We start from the raw sequence: 17,929 nt of genomic DNA on the forward strand, positions 1-17,929 counted from the left end.
TCAGGCCTCCTGCTTCTCCTGGGCCATTTCCGTGCAGACCGCGCCCGGCTGCATCCACATGACTTCCCAGATATGACCGTCCAGATCCTCGAAGTTCCGGTAGTACATGAAGCCGTGGTCCTGCTTCGGGCTGACATCCGGCCGGCCGCCGGCACCGCCCGCGCGGGCCAGCACGGCATCCACATCCTCCCGGCTCTCGGCCGAGAGGGCCAGCAGCACCTCCGTCACGCCCCGGTCCGCGATCGGCTTCGGCGTGAACTGGCGGAACTTGTCATGCGTCAGCAGCATCACGTGGATGATGTCGGAGACCACCATGCAGGCGGCCGTGGCATCCGAGAACTGCGGGTTCTTCGTCGCGCCGATGGCCTCGTAGAAGGCGATGGCGCGCGGCAGGTCGCTGACAGGCAGGTTCACGAAGATCATCTTGGGCATGGGCCGTTTCCTTCCATTGGTGTTGTGTTTGACCATGGGGCCACGGAAGGTTATTAAAAGCAACCATGAAGTTAGAAAAAGTGACTGAGATTGCGCCGCCCCGCCAGCGCCGCTGGTACGAGGATGCCTGCGCCGCCGCCCATGCGCTGGACCTGGTGGGGGAACGCTGGGCGCTGCTGGTGATGCGGGAGCTGATGTTCGGCCCGCGCCGATTCGGCGAGCTGCGCGCCAACCTGCCGGGCATCAGCGCCAATACCCTGACCCAGCGTCTGGAAGGGCTGGAGGCCATCGGGGTGCTGGTGCGGCGCCAGCTGCCGCCTCCTGCCTCCGCCCAGGTCTATGCCCTGACGGAATGGGGGCTGGAGAGCGAGCCGGTCTTCCAGGCCCTGGGCCGCTGGGCCGCGCGTTCCCCCTTCCATGACCCCGGCATGCCCTTCAGCGCCGCCTCCCTGCTGCTGTCGCTCCGCACCATGCTCGACCCCGTGCGGGCCGCGGGGCTGGACGCGCGAATCGGCTTCCGGCTGGAGGGGCAGGATTACCGCGCGCATCTGGCCGGCGGGCGGATCGAGATCGCCGCCGGTCCGACGGAAGGGACCGACCTGCTGCTGGAGGGCGCGCCCCGCATCCTCGCCGCCGCCATCTATGGCGGCCGCCCGCTGGCGGCGCTGGAAGCATCCGGCGCGCTGCGCGTCAGCGGCGACCATGCCCTGGCCAAGCGGTTCGTGACCCTGTTCCCCCTGCCGCCCAAGGCGCCCCCACCGGGCCGGCCCCGCCCGGAATCGACAGCCGCTCTGACGGAAGACGTTTGAAGACACTTGACCTTTGCCGTCCCGCGGATGACCAGACCGTGAGGACTCCCGCCAGGTGGGAGGAAATGGGAGAACGTCACATGCACCGCCGTGTCCTTCTGGCCTCGGGCCTTCTGGCCGGACTGGCCCTGCCCGCCATCGGCCGCGCGCAGTCCGCACCCCTGAAGCTGATCGTGCCCGCCCCGCCCGGCGGGCCGACCGACATCCTGGCCCGCGCCCTGGCCGACAAGGCCCAGGCCGCCCTGTCCCGGCCGGTGGTGGTGGATAACCGCGCCGGCGCCGGCGGCATCATCGGCACCGAGGCCGCCGCGCGTTCCGCCCCCGATGGCAATACCATCGTGCTGGGCCACAACCAGACGCATGCCAGCAACCAGTCGATGATGCAGCGCCTGCCCTACCACGTCATCGACAGCTTCGTGCCCGTCGCCAAGCTGGCCACCGTTCACCACGCGCTGGTGGTGCCCGCCAACTCGCCGGACAAGACGCTGGCCGACCTGATCGCGCGCGGAAAGCAGGGGCGGCTGACCTATGCCTCCTCCCAGGCCGGCTCGGCCAGCCACGTCATCTCCGAGACCCTGGTGCGGCGGGAGCAGATGGAGGCGACGCATGTGCCCTATCGCGGCGCCGCCCCCGCCGCGACGGATACCGTGGCCGGGTTCGTCGATTTCTACACGGCGACCTTCCCCTCCGTCGCGCCGCTGGTGCGGGAGGGCCGGCTGCGCGCGCTGGAAATCGGCGCCCGCGCCCGGCTGCCGGAATTCCCGCAGATCCCGACCGCCGCCGAGGCCGGCGCGCCCTATCTGGCCGTCGATGCCTGGTTCGGCCTCTTCGCCCCCGCCGGCACGGCGGCGGAGGCGGTGCGGCAGATCGCCGATGCCATGCTGGGCGCTCTGGCGGACCAGGAGGTGGCCGCCCGGCTGGCCGGGTCCGGCTTCACGGCGGCGCCGCTGCCGCCCGCGGGCTTCGCCGCCTTCCAGCGCGTGGAGGTGGAGCGCTGGGCGGAGATGGTGCGCCTGACCGGCGTGACGATGGAGGGCTGAGGGGCCTCGCTCCCTCGCCCGTGCCGGAGGGGCGCCGCCCCTCCGGACCGCCGCTCAGGCCCCGCCGTCGCGGCGCGGCCGCGCCGCCAGCCGGCACAGCCGCTCGGTGAGTTCGTAGGAATCCACGAAGGAATTCACAGGCAGGAATTCGAAGCGCGAGTGGAAGTTATGCGCGCCGGTGAAGTAGTTCGGCGTCGGCACGCCACGCGCGGAGAGGGCGGAGCCATCCGTGCCACCGCGCATGGCGATCACCTTCGGGGCGATCTCCATCTCCCGCAGGGCCTCGAAGATCAGCTCCACGCAATGCCGGTCGTTCCCGAGGGATTCGTTGATGTTCCTGTATCTTTCCTCGATGCGGTAATCGATCTGCGCCCGGGGGTGGCGCGCCCTGACCGCCTCGATGGCTTCCGCGACGAATGCCTTCCGCGCCGCGAACCGCTCCCCGTCATGGTCGCTGATGGACATCCGCAGCTGCGCGCTGCCCTGGTTCCCCGAGATGCCGTTGCACCACCAGTAGCCCTCGCGCCCCTCCGTCTGCTCCGGCGTCTGCATGGGGTCGAACATCCGCACCAGCTCGGCCGCGATCAGGATGGGGTTCACCAGCACGCCCTTAGCCGACATGGGATGGGCGGTGACGCCCTTGATGTCGACGGTCAGGCCCGCTGAATTGAAGGTCTCGTAGACGACCTCGCCGCGCTCGCAGCAGTCGATCGTATAGGCGAAGGCCACGGGGAAGCGCGCGAGGTCCATCACCTTCGCCCCGCGCAGCCCGATCTCCTCATCCGGGACGAAGGCGACGATGATGTCGCCGCGCGGCATGTCGCTGTCCTTCAGCCGGGCCACCAGGGTCATCACCACGGCGATGGCGGCCTTGTTGTCCGCGCCCAGCACGCTGGTGCCGTCGCTGACCAGGATCTCCTGCCCGCGATAGGGCAGGATCTCCGGATGCTCGCCGACCCGGAGCCAGATATCCTGCGCGGGGTTCAGCAGCATGTCGCCGCCGTCGAAGACCATCCGCTGCGGCCTGATCTCCGGCGAGAGCCCGACATCCACCGTGTCCAGATGCGTGACGAAGCCGATGCGGGGCGCATCGGGCAGGGTGCCCGGCAGCCTGGCGGTCAGGATGCTGTGCTCGTCGAGATGGATATCGGCCAGCCCCAGGGCCTCCAGCTCCGCCTTCAGCATCTCCGCCAGCCGGCGCTGCCCGGGCGTGCTCGGGACCGTGGCGACTTTCGCGTCGCTCTGGCTCTCCACCGAGAGGTAGCGAAAGAAACGCCCGATCAATTGCTCGGCGAGGGCTTCGGCCATGGGGAGGCTCCTGGATGTCCGGCGGCGAATCCGCGCATCATCGCACCGGGCGCATGCCTGTCAAAAGCGCGCGACCGGGCGGGGCGCGTCAGGGTGCCGGCAGGTCCACGCTCAGCACGCTGCCGCTGTCGGCCTCCGTGATCAGCAGCGTCGTGCCATCAGGCGCCAGGCAGGCATTGGTGGGCGTGCGGCCGAAGCCGCGGCAGTCGATGGCCAGCACCGGCAGGCCATAGGGGTCCAGGCCCCAGACCATCCCGTGCCCGGGATTGGCGACAAACAGCCGGTCATGCGCGTCCACCGCCAGCCCGTCCGGCCCGACGATGCCACCCGGCGTGCGGAAGAAGACGCCCGCCTTGCCCACCCAGGCATCCTCGCGCAGCGGCAGGCGCCAGATCTCGGCGGAGCGGGTCATGGCCACATAGGCATGGGTGCCGGCGCGGTTGAGCGCGATGCCATTGGGGCTGGGGCCATTGCCGATCAGCCGGTCCACCCGGCCATCGGGCCAGAGGCGCCAGAGGCGGCCGCTCGGGTCCTGCATGCCGGTCTGGCCCTGGTCGGTGAAGAGGATCTGCCCGCCTGGGCCGGTGGTGACGTCGTTCAGGCCCTTGAAGCCTTCGCCGCCCACCGTCTCCAGAAGGGGGGCGATGGCGCCACTGGCAGGGTCCAGGCTCAGCAGCCCGTGGCGGTGGTCGGCCACCAGCAGGCTGTCGGCGGTGCCGGCGGCCAGCCCGTTGGGCCAGCCGTCATATTCCGCCACCACCGGCCACTGGGTGGGGGTGACGCGGAAGATGCGGCCATAGGGGATATCCACCACATGCAGGTTGCCGGCGGCATCGAAGCAGGGGGCTTCCAGGAAGCTGTCGATCTCCCGCCCGCCGCGATTCGCGTCGGCCCAGCCGGTGCGGCGGGGCGCGCGGTGCCGGTCCGGCAGGCGGGAGAGGAGGCGGGGCGTCAGGTCGCGGGGGGCAGGGAACCACATGGCGGCGCAAGCTGCCCCCAGGCCGGGCGCGCCGCAAGCACCCAGAAGGGCGCCGCCCAAGCGGCTGTCATCGCGTCCCCTCTTTTCTTTTTGCGTCGCCTGGGCCGATGATGCGCCAAGGAAAGATTTCGGGGAGCGCGACCAATGGCGAAGTTCGGCCTCAGCCAGTCCGTGCGACGGATCGAGGACCCCAGGCTGCTGAAGGGGCACGGCCGCTATACCGACGACATCTCGGTGCCCGGCCAGCTGCATGGCTACCTGCTGCGCAGCCCGCACGCGCATGCGCGCATCCTCTCGGTCGACACCGCGGCGGCGCTGGCGCTGCCGGGCGTGCATGCGGTGCTGACCGGGCAGGACTGGCTGGCGGATGGGCTGGGCGAGATCCCCTGCGCCATCCCGCTGAAGAACCGCGACGGCAGCCCGCGCTCCAATACCTCGCGCTACGGCCTGGCGGTGGAGCGGGTGCGCCATGTGGGCGACCCCGTGGCCTTCATCATCGCCGACAGCGTGCAGCAGGCGCGCGACGCGGCCGAGGCGGTGATGGTCGATTACGACATCCTGCCCGCCGTGACCGATCTCGGCACCGCCATCGAGCCGGGCCAGCCGCAGGTCTGGGACACCGCCCCCAACAACACCTGCTTCGACTGGGAGGCGGGCGACAAGGCCAGGACCGATGCGCTGTTCGCCCAGGCGGCGCATGTCACCAAGCTGACGGTGGTGAACAACCGCATCGTCGTGAACAGCATGGAGGGCCGCGCCGCCCTGGCGGAATATGACGGCGCCACCGGCCGCTTCACGCTGCATGCGGGCACCCAGGGCTCCTGGCTGGTGAAGGAGCTTCTGGCCAGTTCCGTCTTCCACCTGCCGCCGGAGAATTTCCGCGTCATCACCCCCGATGTCGGCGGCGGCTTCGGCATGAAGCTCTATCTCTATGGCGAATACGCGCTGTGCTGCTGGGCCGCGCGCAGGCTGGGCCGTCCGGTGAAATGGGCGGCGGAGCGGATGGAGGCCTTCCAGTCCGACACCCAGGGCCGCGCCAACCTGACGACCGGCGAGCTGGCGCTGGACAAGGACGGCAAGTTCCTGGCGCTGCGGACGCTGAACCTCGCGGATATGGGCGGCTATCTCTCCACCTTCGCGCCCTTCATCCCCTGCGGCGCCGGCACCAAGGTGCTGGCCAGCGTCTATGGCTTCCAGGCCATCTACGCCAATGTGCTGGGCGTGGTGACCAATACCGTGCCGGTCGATGCCTATCGCGGCGCCGGGCGGCCGGAGAGCAACTACCTGGTGGAGCGGCTGATCGACGCCGCGGCGCGGGAGCTGGGCATCGACCGCATCGACCTGCGCCGCCGCAACATGGTGCCGCCCAGCGCCATGCCGCATCTGACGCCGGTCGGGCAGCGCTACGATTCCGGCGATTTCAGCCAGGTGCTGGACAAGGCACTGCAGAAGTCGGACTGGGCCGGCTTCGCGGCCCGCAAGGCGGCCTCCGCCGCGCGCGGGATGCGGCGCGGCATCGGCATGGCCTATTACCTCGAGGCCACCGGCGGCGACCCCTCCGAGCGCGCGGAATTCCGCTTCGCGGAGGATGGCTTCGTGGATGTCATCGTCGGCACCCAGTCCACGGGACAGGGGCATGAGACGGCCTATGCCATGGTGACCGGCCACCAGCTCGGCATCCCGCTCGAGAAGATCCGCGTACTGCAGGGCGATTCCGACTCCGCCCCCAGCGGCGGCGGCACCGGCGGCGCCCGCAGCCTCTATTCCGAGGGCACGGCCCTGCTCGCCACCGCCGCCAGCGTGGTGGAGAAGGGCAAGCAGGCCGCCAGCGAAGTGCTGGAAGCCGCCGCCGCCGATATCGAGTTCGACCCGGCGGGCACGGGCGGCGGGCGCTTCGCCATCGCCGGCACGGACCGCGGCATCGGCATCCTGGAACTGGCGGCGACGCAGCGCGCCCGCGCCGCGCGGGGCGAGACGGCGACGCTGCTGGATGCCGCCGTGGTGGCGGAGGTGCCGCATGGCACCTATCCCAATGGCTGCCACATCGCCGAGCTGGAGGTGGACCCGGAGACCGGCCACACCGAGATCGCCCGCTATATCGTGGTGGATGATGTCGGCCATGCCATCAACCCGCTGATCGTGCGCGGGCAGGTGCATGGCGGCGTGGCCCAGGGCATCGGCCAGGCGGTGATGGAGCGCACGGCCTATGACAAGGAGACGGGGCAGCTCCTCTCCGCCAGCCTGAACGACTATGCCCTGCCCCGCGCCGCCGACCTGCCGGATATCGAGGTGGAGCTGGTGGAGATCCCCTGCGAGACCAATCCGCTGGGCGTGAAGGGCGCGGGCGAGGCCGGCGCCGTCGGCTCGCCGCCCGCGGTGATCAACGCGCTGGTGGATGCGCTGGCCGGGGATGGAATCACCCATCTCGACATGCCGGCGACGCCGGAAGTGGTCTGGAAGGCGCTGCACGCCGCCTGACCCCCTTCCCTTCGCCCGCCAGGGCCATATCTCCAGGATAGAACGGGGCGCCCGGACCCACCGGGCGCCCCGCCGCTGTTTTCGAGAGGAGCGTAACCCGGATCATGATCGTCACCCTCACCCTGAACCCGGCGGTGGACGTCTCGACCACGACCGAGCGGGTGGTGCCCGAGCATAAGCTGCGCTGCGAGGTGCCACGCCGCGACCCGGGTGGGGGCGGCATCAATGTCGCGCGGATGGTGCGGGCGCTGGGCGGCGCCTCCGCGGCGGTCTTCCCCGCCGGCGGCCCCACCGGCCAGGGGCTGGTCTCGCTGCTCGGCGCCGCCGGGCTGGATGCCCATGCCGTGCCCATCGCGGGCGAGACGCGGCAGAGCTTCACGGTGGATGAGCAGGGGCCGGGCCGGAAGGAATACCGCTTCGTCATGCCGGGTCCCGAGCTGGCGGAGACGGAGCTGGAGGCCTGCCTGCGGGAAGTGGCCAGGCTCGCCGCCGGCGCCAGTTTCGTGGTGGCCAGCGGCAGCCTGCCGCCGGGCGTGCCGCCGGAGGTCTATGCCCGGCTGCGCGGGATGCTGCCCCCGGGGCCACGCCTGGTGGTGGACAGTTCCGGCCTCGCGCTGCGGCACACCCAGGGCGCCTGGATGATCAAGCCCAGCCTGCGGGAGCTACAGACCCTGGCGGCGCGCGAGCTGCCGGACAGCGATTCCCGCATCGCCACCGCCCGCGCGCTGATCGCCGACGGGATGACGGAAGTGGTCGTGCTCTCCCTCGGCGCGAATGGCGCCATGCTCATCACGCGGGAGGAGCAGGAACACTTCCCCGCCATCCCCGTGCCCATACGCAGTACCGTGGGCGCGGGCGACAGCATGGTCGCCGCCATGGCCCTGGCGCTGGAGCGTGGCGAGCCGCTGCGGCAGGCCGTGCGCTTCGGCATGGCGGCGGGGGCGGCGGCGCTGCTGCGCCCGGGCACGCAGCTCTGCCGGCGCGAGGATGTGGAGCGGCTCTTCGCCGGGGAAAGCCCGGAGTGACGGCGGCTGGCCTGAACGAAGGAAGGAGGAGTCCCATGGAGCAGCCCGCCATCCGCGCCTTCTTCGATGAGCCGACCAATACGGTCAGCTATCTGGTCTGGGACCCCGCCACGCGCGAGGGCGCCGTGATCGACCCCGTGCTGGGCTGGGATAACCGCAGCGGCGAGGCCGATACCGCCTTCGCCGACGGCATCCTGAAGGCCGCCGCCGGGGAAGGCGTGACGCTGCGATGGGTGCTGGAGACCCATGCCCATGCCGACCACCTGACCGCCGCGCCCTATATCAAGTCCCGCACCGGCGCCCCCATCGGCATCGGCGAGCATATCCGGGAGGTGCAGAAGATCTTCCGCCCGGTCTTCGACGCCCGGGACGTGAAGCCGGATGGCGGGGATTTCGACCGCCTCTTCCGCGACGGGGAGCATTTCCCGCTCGGGCGGATGACGGTCGAGGTGCTGCATGTGCCCGGCCATACCCCGGCCGATGTCGCCTATCGCATCGGCGGGGATGTCTTCGTGGGCGACACGCTCTTCATGCATGACTACGGCACCGCCCGGGCCGATTTCCCGGGTGGCGACGCGCGCCAGCTCTACCGCTCCATCCGGCGGCTGCTGACGCTGCCGCCGGAGACGCGGCTCTGGATGTGCCACGACTACAAGGCGCCGGGGCGCGACCACTTCGCCTGGCAGAGCACGGTCGCCGAGCAGCGGGCCCATAACCCGCATGTGAAGGACGGCAGGACGGAGGAGGAATTCGTCGCCTTCCGCACCGGGCGGGATGCAAAGCTGGCAGCGCCCGTGCTGCTGCTGCCCTCCATCCAGGTGAATATCCGCGCCGGCCGCTTCCCCGAGGCGGAGGCGAATGGCGTGCGTTATCTCCGCATTCCCGTCACAGCCAAGGGCTGGACCCCCGCATGACTGACAGCACCACCCTCGTCTGCCCGCATTGCGACGCGCTCAACCGCGTCCCCACCGCCCGCCTGGGCGACGGCCCGCGCTGTGGCCAGTGCCACCAGCCGATGTTCCAGGGCCGGCCGGTGGCGCTGACGGAAGAGCGTTTCCGCCGCCATCTCGCCCATAGCGGCATCCCGCTGCTGGTGGATTTCTGGGCCTCCTGGTGCGGCCCCTGCCATGCCATGGCCCCCCAGTTCGAGGCCGCCGCCCAGGTGCTGGAGCCGCGCATGCGGCTGGCCAAGGTCTCGACCGAGGAGGCGCAACGGCTGGCCATGGAACTCGGCATCCGCTCCATTCCACTGCTGGCGGTCTTCGCCGGAGGGCGGGAGGTGGCGCGGCAGGCGGGCGCCATGCCGGCGCAGCAGATCGTGCGCTGGGCGCAGGGGGTGGTCTAGGAAGGCCGCCCCGTCACGCGGGCCCGGATGAGGATGGCAGGCGATGCAGACCCCTCCGCTTCCCACGCCGCATCGCCGGGAGGCGATCGGCACCCTCGCCGCCGCGGGCCTGGGCGTCGCGGCAGGCGTTTCCAGGCCACAGGCGGCCCGGGCCTCCGATGCCGCGCATGTCGTGCTGCTGGGCGATTCCTCGCTCGATAACAGGGCCTATGTGGGTGCCGCGCCGGATGTGCTGGCGCATCTGCGGGGGCGGCTGCCGCGGCCATGGCGGGCGACGCTGGCGGCCGTGGATGGCGCGGTGGTCGGTGACATCCAGAGGCAGCTCACCGGCCTTCCGGCCGATGCCACGCATCTGCTGATCAGCGTCGGGGGCAATGACGCCCTGCGGCAGGAAGGCCTGCTTCAGGAGGCGGCGCGGAGCGTCGGCGAGGGCGTGGCCAGGCTGGCGGAGCTGCGCGAGCGGTTCCGGCGGGACTATGCCGCCATGCTCGGGGCGGCCCTGGCCAGGGGCCTGCCGGTGGCCGTCTGCACCATCTATGACCCGCGTTTCCCGGACCCGCGGCGCCAGAGGCTGGGCCTGACGGGCCTCGCACTGTTCAACGACGTCATCATCCGCGCCGCCTTCGAGCGGGGCCTGCCCGTGCTCGACCTGCGGCTCATCTGCGACGAGGACGCGGATTTCGCCAATCCGATCGAGCCCTCCGGCCAGGGTGGGGGAAAGATCGCCGCGGCGATCCTGCGGCTCCTCCTGGAGCATGACTTCGCGCGCCGCCGCTCCGAGGCCTTCACCGGAGGGTCCGGACCGTGATGTCGAAAGGATCCGGGGAACTCCCTCCCCGGCCTTTCCTCATCCCTGGATCAGCTTGACCTTCCGGCCCTCGACGCCCAGCGCCAGCTTGCCGCCCTTCAGCGCCAGCGCGGCCTGGCCGAAGACCAGCCGGCGCCAGCCATGCAGGGCCGGCACTTCCGGCTCGGCCTCCGTCGCCAGCCGTTCCAGCTCGTCTGCACTGGCGATCAGCTTCGGCGCCACGTCATGCTCCTCGGCCTTGGCGGCCAGCAGCACCTTCAGCAGCGCGATCAGCGCGGGGGAGGCCGGCGGGCCCTGGCGGGGCTCGCGCGGGGCCTCGGGCAGCGCCTCTTCCGGCAGTTCCTTCGCGGCGGCCAGGGCGGCCAGCAGGCCGGCGCCGGTCTTGCCCTCGGCGAAGCCCTTGCTGATGCCGCGGGCGCGGCCGAGCTCATTGGCCGTGGTGGGCTGGGTCGCGGCGATCTCCAGCAGCGTCTCGTCCCGCACCAGCCGCTGGCGGGGGATGTTGACGCGCTGCGCCTCCCGCTCCCGCCAGGCGGCGGCGGCGCGCAGGGCGGCCAGGAAGCGGCGGTTGCTGGTGCGGGGCTTCAGCCGCTCCCAGGCCGTCTCGGGGTCCTGGCGGTAGGTGGCGGGGTCCATCAGCTCCGCCATTTCCTCCGCCACCCAGGAGAGGCGCCCCTCCTGCGTCAGCCGCTCCAGCAGCGCGGTATAGACACGGCGGAGATGGGTGACGTCCGCGGCGGCATAGGCGATCTGCGCGGGCGAGAGCGGCCGCGCCGCCCAGTCGCTGAAGCGGTGCGCCTTGTCGATCGAGGCGCCGGCCAGGCCGCGCACCAGGCTGTCATAGCTGGCCTGGTCCCCGAAGCCGGCCACCATGGCGGCGATCTGGGTATCGAAGAGCGGGCGGGGGGGCGCGCCGAAGCGCAGGATGCAGATTTCCACGTCCTGGCGGGCGGCGTGGAAGACCTTGATGACCTTCGGGTCCGCCAGCAGCTCGCCCAGCGGGGCGAGGTCGAGTCCCTCGGCCATGGCGTCGATGACGGCCACGTCATCGGCGCCGCCCAGCTGCACCACGCAGAGCTCGGGCCAATAGGTCCGTTCCCGCATGAACTCGGTATCGACGGTGACGAAGGGTTCTTCACGCAACCGGGCACAGAGCGCAGAGAGCGCATCGGTGGTGGTGATCAGGACAGGGGCGGCGTCCTGGGCCTGCTGACGTCGGCTCATTCTGCCCGCTGTTCTAGCGAAGCTGCGGCCTGCCGGAAAGGCGGGGGCCTGATCGCAGTGCCGTGTCAGGCCAGGGCATGCCTCCCCGCCCGCAGAGCGGCCTTGACATGCTGGCCCGCCCCGCCCCTTCTTCGCCCGTTTTTCCGCCAGCCGGGGTTTTGACCGACGATGCACGCCTACCGGACCCATACCTGCGGCGCGCTGCGCGCCAGCGATGCCGGCCAGACCGCGCGCCTTTCCGGCTGGGTGCACCGCAAGCGCGACCATGGCGGCCTGCTCTTCATCGACCTGCGCGACCATTACGGCCTGACGCAATGCGTCATCCCCGCCGGGTCCGATGTCTTCGCCGCCGCCGATGCCATCCGGCCGGAAAGCGTCATCACCGTCACCGGCGAGGTCGTGGCGCGCGAGGGGGCCACGGTGAACGACAAGCTGCCCACCGGCGCCATCGAGCTGCGGGTGAAGGCGCTGGAAGTGCAGTCCCATGCCGATGTGCTGCCGATCCAGGTGGCCGGCGAGCAGGAATTCCCCGAGGACCTGCGGCTCCGCTACCGCTTCCTGGACCTGCGGCGGGAGAAGCAGCACCGCAACATCATGCTGCGCGCGGGCGTCATCGCCTCCATCCGCCGCCGCATGATCGAGCAGGGCTTCACCGAGTTCCAGACGCCGATCCTGACGGCGTCCAGCCCGGAGGGCGCGCGCGACTTCCTGGTGCCCAGCCGCAACCACCCCGGCACCTTCTACGCCCTGCCGCAGGCGCCGCAGCAGTTCAAGCAGCTGGCGATGGTGGCGGGCTTCGACCGCTACTTCCAGATCGCCCCCTGCTTCCGCGACGAGGCCTCCCGCGCCGACCGCTCGCCCGGCGAGTTCTACCAGCTCGACTTCGAGATGAGCTTCGTCACCCAGGAAGACGTCTTCGCGGCCATCGAGCCGGTGATGGAGGGCATCTTCAACGAGTTCGGCGGCGGCCGGAAGGTGACGCCCGCGCCCTTCCCGCGCATCCCCTATGACACGGCGATGCTGGAATACGGCTCGGACAAGCCGGACCTGCGGAATCCGCTGAGGATCACGGATGTCACCGAGTCCTTCCGTGACAGCGGCTTCGGGCTGTTCTCCAAGGTCGTGGCCTCGGGCGGCATCGTGCGCGCCATCCCGGCGCCGGGGGCCGCGGCCAATCCGCGCGGCTTCTTCGACAAGCTGAACGAATGGGCCCGCGCCGAGGGCGCCGGCGGCCTGGGCTATATCCAGTTCGCGGCCGAAGGCCCCAAGGGCCCCATCGCCAAGAACCTGGAGGCCGAGCGGGTCGAGGCCATCCGCGCCGCCTGCAACCTGCAGCCGGGCGATGCCGTCTTCTTCGCCGCTGGCAAGAAGGACGAGACGCCGAAATTCGCCGGCAAGGTCCGCACCAAGCTGGGCGAGGAGCTGGGGCTGATCGAGCAGGGCGAGTTCCGCTTCTGCTGGATCGTCGACTTCCCGATGTACGAGCTGAACGAGGAAACCGGGCAGGTCGATTTCAGCCACAACCCCTTCAGCATGCCGCAGGGCGGGCTGGAGGCGCTGAACTCCATGGACCCCTTGGATATCAAGGCCTTCCAGTACGACATCGTCTGCAACGGCATCGAGCTGTCCTCGGGCGCCATCCGCAACCATCGCCCGGACATCATGATCCGCGCCTTCGAGATCGCCGGCTACACCGAGCAGACGGTCGAGGAGCGTTTCGGCGGCATGCTGGCGGCCTTCCGCTACGGCGCGCCGCCGCATGGCGGCTCGGCCCCCGGCATCGACCGCATGGTGATGCTGCTGGCGGATGAGCCCAATATCCGCGAGGTGATCCTCTTCCCGCTGAACCAGCAGGGGCAGGACCTGATGATGGGCGCGCCGGCCCCGGTGGAGCCCGCGCGGCTTAAAGAACTCTCCATCAAGCTCGATCTTCCGCCCGTAAAGGGTGCGGCGGGCTCCAAGGCACCCTAACTGTCCGGGATGACCGGACCGAAGGAGCATATGGCCATGCGGTTGCGCGACTTGCTGGGAACCCCCTGGGGAAGCACCGCTCTTGCGGCCACGCTGGCGCTGGGCCTCGCCGCCCCCGCCGGGGCGCAGGCCCCCGCCCCCGCCCCCACCGCCGCCCCGGCGCCGAACCCGCTGCCGGGCGCGGCGCCGCAGGCGCAGGAAGGCGCGGAGGCCATGGCGGCCCACCGCGCCGCCTACCGGCTGTCTCTGGCCCGCTCCCGCCCGGGCGGGCAGGTGGGCCAGGCCGAGGGCGCCATGCTCTTCGAGGTGCGCGACGCCTGCGACGGCTGGACCACGCGCCAGCGCCTCGGCATCAATGTGGTGGACCGTGCCGGCGATACGGTGGAGACCAGCTCCGACTACTCCACCTGGGAGAGCAAGGACGGCAGGCGCCTGCGCTTCACCCTGACCCAGTCGGCCCAGGGCGCGGTGATGAAGCGCATCACCGGCGAGGCGGAGCTGAACGGCGACCAGGGCGGCGTCGTCCGCTACGAGCAGCCGGAGGCGCAGCAGCTGACCCTGCCGCCCGGAACCATCCTGCCCATGACGCATACCATCCGTGCGCTGGCCATGGCCAAGGCCGGGCAGAAGATGCTGAACGTGCCGCTCTTCGACGGCACCACGGACGAAGGCGCGCAGGACACCACCACCCTCTTCTCCGCCTGGACCCCGCCCGAGGCCAATCCGCGCTTCCCGCTGCTGGCCGACCAGGGCAGCGCCCGCATGCGGATCGCCTTCTTCAGCCGCGACGCCTCGGCTGGCGCCAGCACGCCGGAATACGAGGTGGGGCTGCGCTATTTCGCCAATGGCGTGGCGGATGACATGAAGATGGACTTCGGCGACTTCGTGCTGGACGGGAAGCTGGAGAAGCTGGAGCCGTTGCCGCACGACTGCTGAGCGGGTGCCATCCGGGGGGCTCCGCCCCCGGAGGCCAGGCTAGCGCAGCCTGGAGAGTTCCTGCTCCGCCGGCCGGTAATGAGGGGTGATCTGCAAGGCGCGGCGGAAGTCGCCCGCCGCCTCGCTGCTGCGCCCCAGCCCCGCACGGACGATGCCGAGGCGGGTGAGCACCTCCGCATTCGCCTGCATCCCGGCCGCACGGGCCAGATGCGTCTCGCCCTTCAGGGCCTCGCCGCGCCTCCAATGCACCCATCCCAGCGTATCCAGGAAAGCCGGGGTGCCAGGGGCGCGCTCCACCGCCCGGCTCGCCAGGGCCAGCGCCTCATCCAGATCGCCGCCGCCATCGGCCAGCAGCCAAGCGAGGTTGTTCATGGCCAGGAGGTTGTCCGGATCGGCCGCCAGGGCCTTGCGGTAGCTGGCCGTGGCCCCCGCCTTGTCGCCGCCCTCCTGCTGCGCCATGCCGAGCCCCATCAGCGCGGCGAGCAAATTGGGGCTCTGCTTCAGGGCGGCCTCGAATTCCGCCCTGGCTTCCGGCGGCCGCCGCAGGCTCAGGAGCAGCGAGCCCTTGGCGGCGCGCGCCTGGGCAAAGCCCGGGCTGCGCGCGAGCGCCGCGTCATAGGCCGTCAGGGCGGCGTTCTGCGCGCCCGATTGCAGCAGGATCTGCGCCCGTGCGTAATCGGGCAGCGGGTCCTGGGGCCGCAGGCTGGCGGCGACGGTCAGCTCCTCCAGGGCGGCCTTCGCCTGCCCGCTGCGCGCCAGCGCCAGGCCGTGGCCGTAGCGCGCCGCTCCGTTCCCGCTGTCGCGGCGCAGCACAGCCTCGTAATAGGGCAAGGCCCGCTGCGGCTGCCCCAGTCGCTGGTTCAGCAGGTCGGCGATTTCCAGTGGGGTGGCGAGGTCGGCCGGGTCCAGCGCGATGGCGGCGTCGAAGGAGGCGATGGCCTCATCGGCCCGGCCCTGCAGCACCTGCAGCCGGCCCAGCGCCCGCTGCAGCTCGGGCGCCCGCGGGCTGGCATCGATGCCGGCGCGCAGCTGTGCCTCGGCACCCGCGGCATCGTTGCGGCGGGCCGCCACTTCCGCCAGCCCGAGGTAAGGGGCGGCCGAGGTCGGCGAAGCCAGCCGCAACGCCTCGAAGCGCCGCTGCGCCGCATCGAGATCCCCCCGCACGGTGGCCTCCATGCCCTGGCGCATGGTGGCGGAAACGCCCGGCGCCACCCCCGCTTCGGGCAGCAGCGCCGGTGCTGCCAGCAGGGCCCGTGGCGTGGCGCTGACAAGCGCGGCGACCAGGAGGGGACGGAGAAGGCCGGTGCAGATCATGGCAGGCGGTCCTGGCGGGATGGAGAACCCGGAATGGGGAAGGAGAGCGGTGCCCGGAAGCGCCGCTCTCCCGTCATGGTGCCGTGCTCAGCGCGGCGCGCGGCGCAGCCGGCGCACGAAGCCCAGCCCGGCCAGGCCCAGGCCCAGAAGGCCCAGGCTGGCAGGCTCCGGCACGCTGGTCGGCGGCGGCACGACGACATCGCCGCCCACGCCCGCGAAGGCGAAGACATAGGTCGGCAGGTCATCCGAGCGCAGGCCACCCACGCTCGACTGGCCCAGGCTGTACAGCTCGGGGCTGACGCTTCCCAGCAGGGCCAGGGCATCGGCCCGGTTGCTGCCGGCGCCATAGAAGATGGTGAAGGTATAGCTCTCGCCAGCCTCCAGATCACCGAAGCCGAAAACGAAGAGACTGCCGTGATCATTGATACCGCCCTGGTCGCCCTCGGTATTCGGGGCGGTGGCAATACCGCCATTGCTCACGGCAGTGAGCGGATTGGCATTGGCGAAGCCGTCATCCGTCGCGTGCAGCAGGGTGCTCGTGGTGCCCACGCCCCGGTGCTCGACCAACTCGTTGAAGGGGGTCGGCGGCACGTCCCAGTCCATGGCGCGGGCGTAGCGCACATCCGTCATGGTCGCGCCGGAGGTATTGGAGATCGTCACCTCCGCCTTGAACAGCGCGCCCGTGGCAGTCTCGGCCCCGATTGAGAATTTATGGGTGATGGACAGGCCTGGCACGCCCGCCAGCTGCGCGTTGGACTGGAACACGCCGGTATCCACGGTCGGCGCCAGGACCGTGATGTTCTGGTTCCCGGTATCCTGGCCGATCTGGCCGCCGACGCCATTGGCCGCGACACCCCAGGCCTCACAGTCGCAGGCCGGGCTGAGAGCGTCCTGGAAACCGGTCAGGCCGCTCTGGCCCGTGAAGCGGTAGCCGATGCCGACATCACTGGTGACGAGTTGGCCACCATCATTGATGCCGATCTGGACCTGCCCGTTCGGGCTGGTCAGGACCGTTGCCGCCGAGGCGATACCGGATGTCAGGCATAGAGCGGCCGCCGCTCCGATGAACCGCAATCTGTTCGACATATGGACCTCCCATCCATTTTGTTGCGGTGCCGATACAGCAAGCCTCATGCCAAAATAAAAAAATTTTAATGTACAACATGTTAGCGGATGGATAAGCCCGAGCTTACTGACGCCTGTAAAAGTACGTGACTCGCCTCCGGCCAGGAGCGCCCGCCATCCCTGTCAATAGGTCCCGAAGATCCGCGTGATCTCCGCCGGGTCGCGGGTGACGGTCAGCGCCAGGGCGAGCAGGATGCGGGCCTTCTGGGGCGTCAGGTTGTCGGCGGCCAGCATACCCTCCTGCGCCATGCGCCGGCCCTGGATGACCCGGCCGCTGCCGGCGCGGCTGGATTGCACGACCACCACGCCTTCCGCCAGCGCCTCGCGCAGCGCCTCGGTCTCGCCGGGCGTGCCGGAGCCTGGGGGGAAGCCGGCGCTGACAATGCCCTGGGCGCCCGCCGCCACGAAGGCACGGATGGCGGTGCCATCCGCATCGGCATGGGAATAGGCGATATCCACCCGCGGCAGCGCCGGCAGGTCGCGGATATCGAATTCGGTGTCGGGCGCGGCGCGGCGCAGCGGGCGGCGGTAGAAGGCGATGCGGTCGCCATCGGCATGGCCGAGCGCGCCGAAATCGGGCGCGCGGAAGGCCTGCAGCCGCCAGGTGGAGGTCTTGGCGACATCGCGCGCCGTATGGATCTCGTCATTCAGCAGCACCAGCACGCCCATACCCCGCGCCTCCGGGCAGGCGGCCAGGCGCACGGCGTTCAGCAGGTTCATGGACGCGTCGGAGGACAGTGCCGAGGCCGGCCGCTGCGCGCCCACCATGACCACGGGCAAGCTGGTCTTCAGGGTCAGGGAAAGGGCATAGGCCGTCTCCTCCATCAAGGAGGTGCCATGGCCGATGACGATGCCGGCCAGCCCGGGCTCGGCGGCTTCCAGCTGGCTGCAGCTGCGCGCCAGGCTGCGCCAGTCCACGAAGCCGAGATGGGTGGAGATGCTGGCGCGATGGGACAGCGCGAAGACATCCGCCACCTCCGCCAGCTCCGGCAGCCGCGCCAGGACGGTGGCCGCGTCCATCACCTGCCCGGTGGCGCTGTAATCCTGGATGTCACGCGGGCCCTTGCCCAGCGAGGCCATGGTGCCGCCGGTTCCGATGAAGGCGATACGCGGCTTCGGGCTGGCCATGCCAGGC

16 protein-coding genes are annotated in these 17,929 nt (G+C 70.6%); 9 read left to right on the forward strand and 7 right to left on the reverse strand.

Annotation, left to right across the window (positions count from 1 at the left end):
* On the reverse strand, window positions 1–432 hold the full coding sequence (locus IAI58_RS02030) for a VOC family protein (protein ID WP_207449861.1): 432 nt from the start codon (window positions 430–432) through the stop codon (window positions 1–3).
* 80 nt (window positions 433–512) lie between these two features.
* Here IAI58_RS02030 and IAI58_RS02035 point away from each other — a divergent pair, with 80 nt between their 5' ends.
* Both IAI58_RS02035 and IAI58_RS02040 read left to right on the forward strand, forming a co-directional pair.
* Entirely contained in the window at window positions 513–1,241 is a 729-nt protein-coding gene (locus IAI58_RS02035) for a winged helix-turn-helix transcriptional regulator (RefSeq protein WP_207449859.1), read from the forward strand.
* Between the two features lie 80 nt (window positions 1,242–1,321).
* Window positions 1,322–2,281 (forward strand): Bug family tripartite tricarboxylate transporter substrate binding protein, encoded by a 960-nt coding sequence (locus IAI58_RS02040; RefSeq protein ID WP_207449857.1) that lies wholly within the window; start codon window positions 1,322–1,324, stop codon window positions 2,279–2,281.
* Window positions 2,282–2,335: 54 nt separating this feature from the next.
* On the opposite strand, the gene pepT is transcribed toward IAI58_RS02040, so the two are convergent.
* Together pepT and IAI58_RS02050 are read right to left on the reverse strand one after the other, a co-directional pair.
* Complete coding sequence (gene pepT, locus IAI58_RS02045; RefSeq protein WP_207449855.1) at window positions 2,336–3,589, reverse strand: peptidase T; 1,254 nt, start codon at window positions 3,587–3,589, stop codon at window positions 2,336–2,338.
* An 88-nt stretch (window positions 3,590–3,677) separates the two neighbouring features.
* On the reverse strand, window positions 3,678–4,568 hold the full coding sequence (locus IAI58_RS02050) for an SMP-30/gluconolactonase/LRE family protein (protein WP_207449853.1): 891 nt from the start codon (window positions 4,566–4,568) through the stop codon (window positions 3,678–3,680).
* 144 nt (window positions 4,569–4,712) lie between these two features.
* On the opposite strand from IAI58_RS02050, the gene IAI58_RS02055 reads away from it, so the two are divergent.
* The 5 genes from IAI58_RS02055 (at window position 4,713) to IAI58_RS02075 (ending at window position 10,224) form a co-directional block, all read left to right on the forward strand.
* Window positions 4,713–7,046, forward strand: a complete 2,334-nt coding sequence (locus tag IAI58_RS02055; RefSeq protein WP_207449851.1) for a xanthine dehydrogenase family protein molybdopterin-binding subunit — start codon at window positions 4,713–4,715, stop codon at window positions 7,044–7,046.
* 104 nt (window positions 7,047–7,150) lie between these two features.
* Complete coding sequence (locus IAI58_RS02060) at window positions 7,151–8,071, forward strand: 1-phosphofructokinase family hexose kinase (RefSeq protein ID WP_207449849.1); 921 nt, start codon at window positions 7,151–7,153, stop codon at window positions 8,069–8,071.
* Between the two features lie 35 nt (window positions 8,072–8,106).
* Window positions 8,107–8,985, forward strand: coding sequence for an MBL fold metallo-hydrolase (locus tag IAI58_RS02065; protein WP_207449847.1), 879 nt, complete (start codon window positions 8,107–8,109; stop codon window positions 8,983–8,985).
* Window positions 8,982–9,416 carry a thioredoxin TrxC gene (trxC, locus tag IAI58_RS02070; protein ID WP_207449845.1) on the forward strand — a complete coding sequence of 145 codons (435 nt, stop codon included), beginning with the start codon at window positions 8,982–8,984 and terminating at the stop codon, window positions 9,414–9,416. Before IAI58_RS02065 ends, trxC begins: the two co-directional genes overlap by 4 nt.
* A gap of 43 nt (window positions 9,417–9,459) precedes the next feature.
* On the forward strand, window positions 9,460–10,224 hold the full coding sequence (locus tag IAI58_RS02075; RefSeq protein WP_207449843.1) for an SGNH/GDSL hydrolase family protein: 765 nt from the start codon (window positions 9,460–9,462) through the stop codon (window positions 10,222–10,224).
* 39 nt (window positions 10,225–10,263) lie between these two features.
* On the opposite strand, the gene rnd is transcribed toward IAI58_RS02075, so the two are convergent.
* Window positions 10,264–11,448: a ribonuclease D gene (gene rnd / locus IAI58_RS02080; protein ID WP_207449841.1), complete on the reverse strand. Its 1,185-nt coding sequence runs from the start codon at window positions 11,446–11,448 to the stop codon at window positions 10,264–10,266.
* A gap of 168 nt (window positions 11,449–11,616) precedes the next feature.
* Here rnd and aspS point away from each other — a divergent pair, with 168 nt between their 5' ends.
* Both aspS and IAI58_RS02090 read left to right on the forward strand, forming a co-directional pair.
* Window positions 11,617–13,419 (forward strand): aspartate--tRNA ligase, encoded by a 1,803-nt coding sequence (gene aspS, locus IAI58_RS02085; RefSeq protein ID WP_207449839.1) that lies wholly within the window; start codon window positions 11,617–11,619, stop codon window positions 13,417–13,419.
* Between the two features lie 36 nt (window positions 13,420–13,455).
* A complete protein-coding gene (locus IAI58_RS02090) occupies window positions 13,456–14,355 on the forward strand; it encodes an EipB family protein (protein ID WP_207449837.1) in 900 nt (299 codons plus the stop codon).
* 39 nt (window positions 14,356–14,394) lie between these two features.
* Here IAI58_RS02090 and IAI58_RS02095 read toward each other — a convergent pair whose 3' ends face one another.
* The 3 genes from IAI58_RS02095 to IAI58_RS02105 form a co-directional block, all read right to left on the reverse strand.
* Window positions 14,395–15,669, reverse strand: a complete 1,275-nt coding sequence (locus tag IAI58_RS02095) for a tetratricopeptide repeat protein (protein WP_207449835.1) — start codon at window positions 15,667–15,669, stop codon at window positions 14,395–14,397.
* Between the two features lie 87 nt (window positions 15,670–15,756).
* Entirely contained in the window at window positions 15,757–16,755 is a 999-nt protein-coding gene (locus tag IAI58_RS02100; RefSeq protein ID WP_207449833.1) for a PEP-CTERM sorting domain-containing protein, read from the reverse strand.
* 162 nt (window positions 16,756–16,917) lie between these two features.
* Window positions 16,918–17,922, reverse strand: a complete 1,005-nt coding sequence (locus tag IAI58_RS02105) for an asparaginase (RefSeq protein ID WP_207449831.1) — start codon at window positions 17,920–17,922, stop codon at window positions 16,918–16,920.
* Window positions 17,923–17,929 lie beyond the last annotated feature (7 nt).

Origin of the sequence: Roseomonas marmotae (genome assembly GCF_017654485.1) — a bacterium.
Classification (GTDB): domain Bacteria; phylum Pseudomonadota; class Alphaproteobacteria; order Acetobacterales; family Acetobacteraceae; genus Pseudoroseomonas; species Pseudoroseomonas marmotae.

Bases quoted from the DNA above. Each gene is read 5' to 3' on its own strand.
- IAI58_RS02030 (WP_207449861.1), bottom strand. From the start codon at position 432: ATGCCCAAGATGATCTTCGTGAACCTGCCTGTCAGCGACCTGCCGCGC.
- IAI58_RS02040 (WP_207449857.1), top strand. From the start codon at position 1,322: ATGCACCGCCGTGTCCTTCTGGCCTCGGGCCTTCTGGCCGGACTGGCC.
- pepT (WP_207449855.1), bottom strand. From the start codon at position 3,589: ATGGCCGAAGCCCTCGCCGAGCAATTGATCGGGCGTTTCTTTCGCTAC.
- IAI58_RS02050 (WP_207449853.1), bottom strand. From the start codon at position 4,568: ATGTGGTTCCCTGCCCCCCGCGACCTGACGCCCCGCCTCCTCTCCCGC.
- IAI58_RS02055 (WP_207449851.1), top strand. From the start codon at position 4,713: ATGGCGAAGTTCGGCCTCAGCCAGTCCGTGCGACGGATCGAGGACCCC.
- IAI58_RS02060 (WP_207449849.1), top strand. From the start codon at position 7,151: ATGATCGTCACCCTCACCCTGAACCCGGCGGTGGACGTCTCGACCACG.
- IAI58_RS02065 (WP_207449847.1), top strand. From the start codon at position 8,107: ATGGAGCAGCCCGCCATCCGCGCCTTCTTCGATGAGCCGACCAATACG.
- trxC (WP_207449845.1), top strand. From the start codon at position 8,982: ATGACTGACAGCACCACCCTCGTCTGCCCGCATTGCGACGCGCTCAAC.
- IAI58_RS02075 (WP_207449843.1), top strand. From the start codon at position 9,460: ATGCAGACCCCTCCGCTTCCCACGCCGCATCGCCGGGAGGCGATCGGC.
- rnd (WP_207449841.1), bottom strand. From the start codon at position 11,448: ATGAGCCGACGTCAGCAGGCCCAGGACGCCGCCCCTGTCCTGATCACC.
- aspS (WP_207449839.1), top strand. From the start codon at position 11,617: ATGCACGCCTACCGGACCCATACCTGCGGCGCGCTGCGCGCCAGCGAT.
- IAI58_RS02090 (WP_207449837.1), top strand. From the start codon at position 13,456: ATGCGGTTGCGCGACTTGCTGGGAACCCCCTGGGGAAGCACCGCTCTT.
- IAI58_RS02095 (WP_207449835.1), bottom strand. From the start codon at position 15,669: ATGATCTGCACCGGCCTTCTCCGTCCCCTCCTGGTCGCCGCGCTTGTC.
- IAI58_RS02100 (WP_207449833.1), bottom strand. From the start codon at position 16,755: ATGTCGAACAGATTGCGGTTCATCGGAGCGGCGGCCGCTCTATGCCTG.
- IAI58_RS02105 (WP_207449831.1), bottom strand. From the start codon at position 17,922: ATGGCCAGCCCGAAGCCGCGTATCGCCTTCATCGGAACCGGCGGCACC.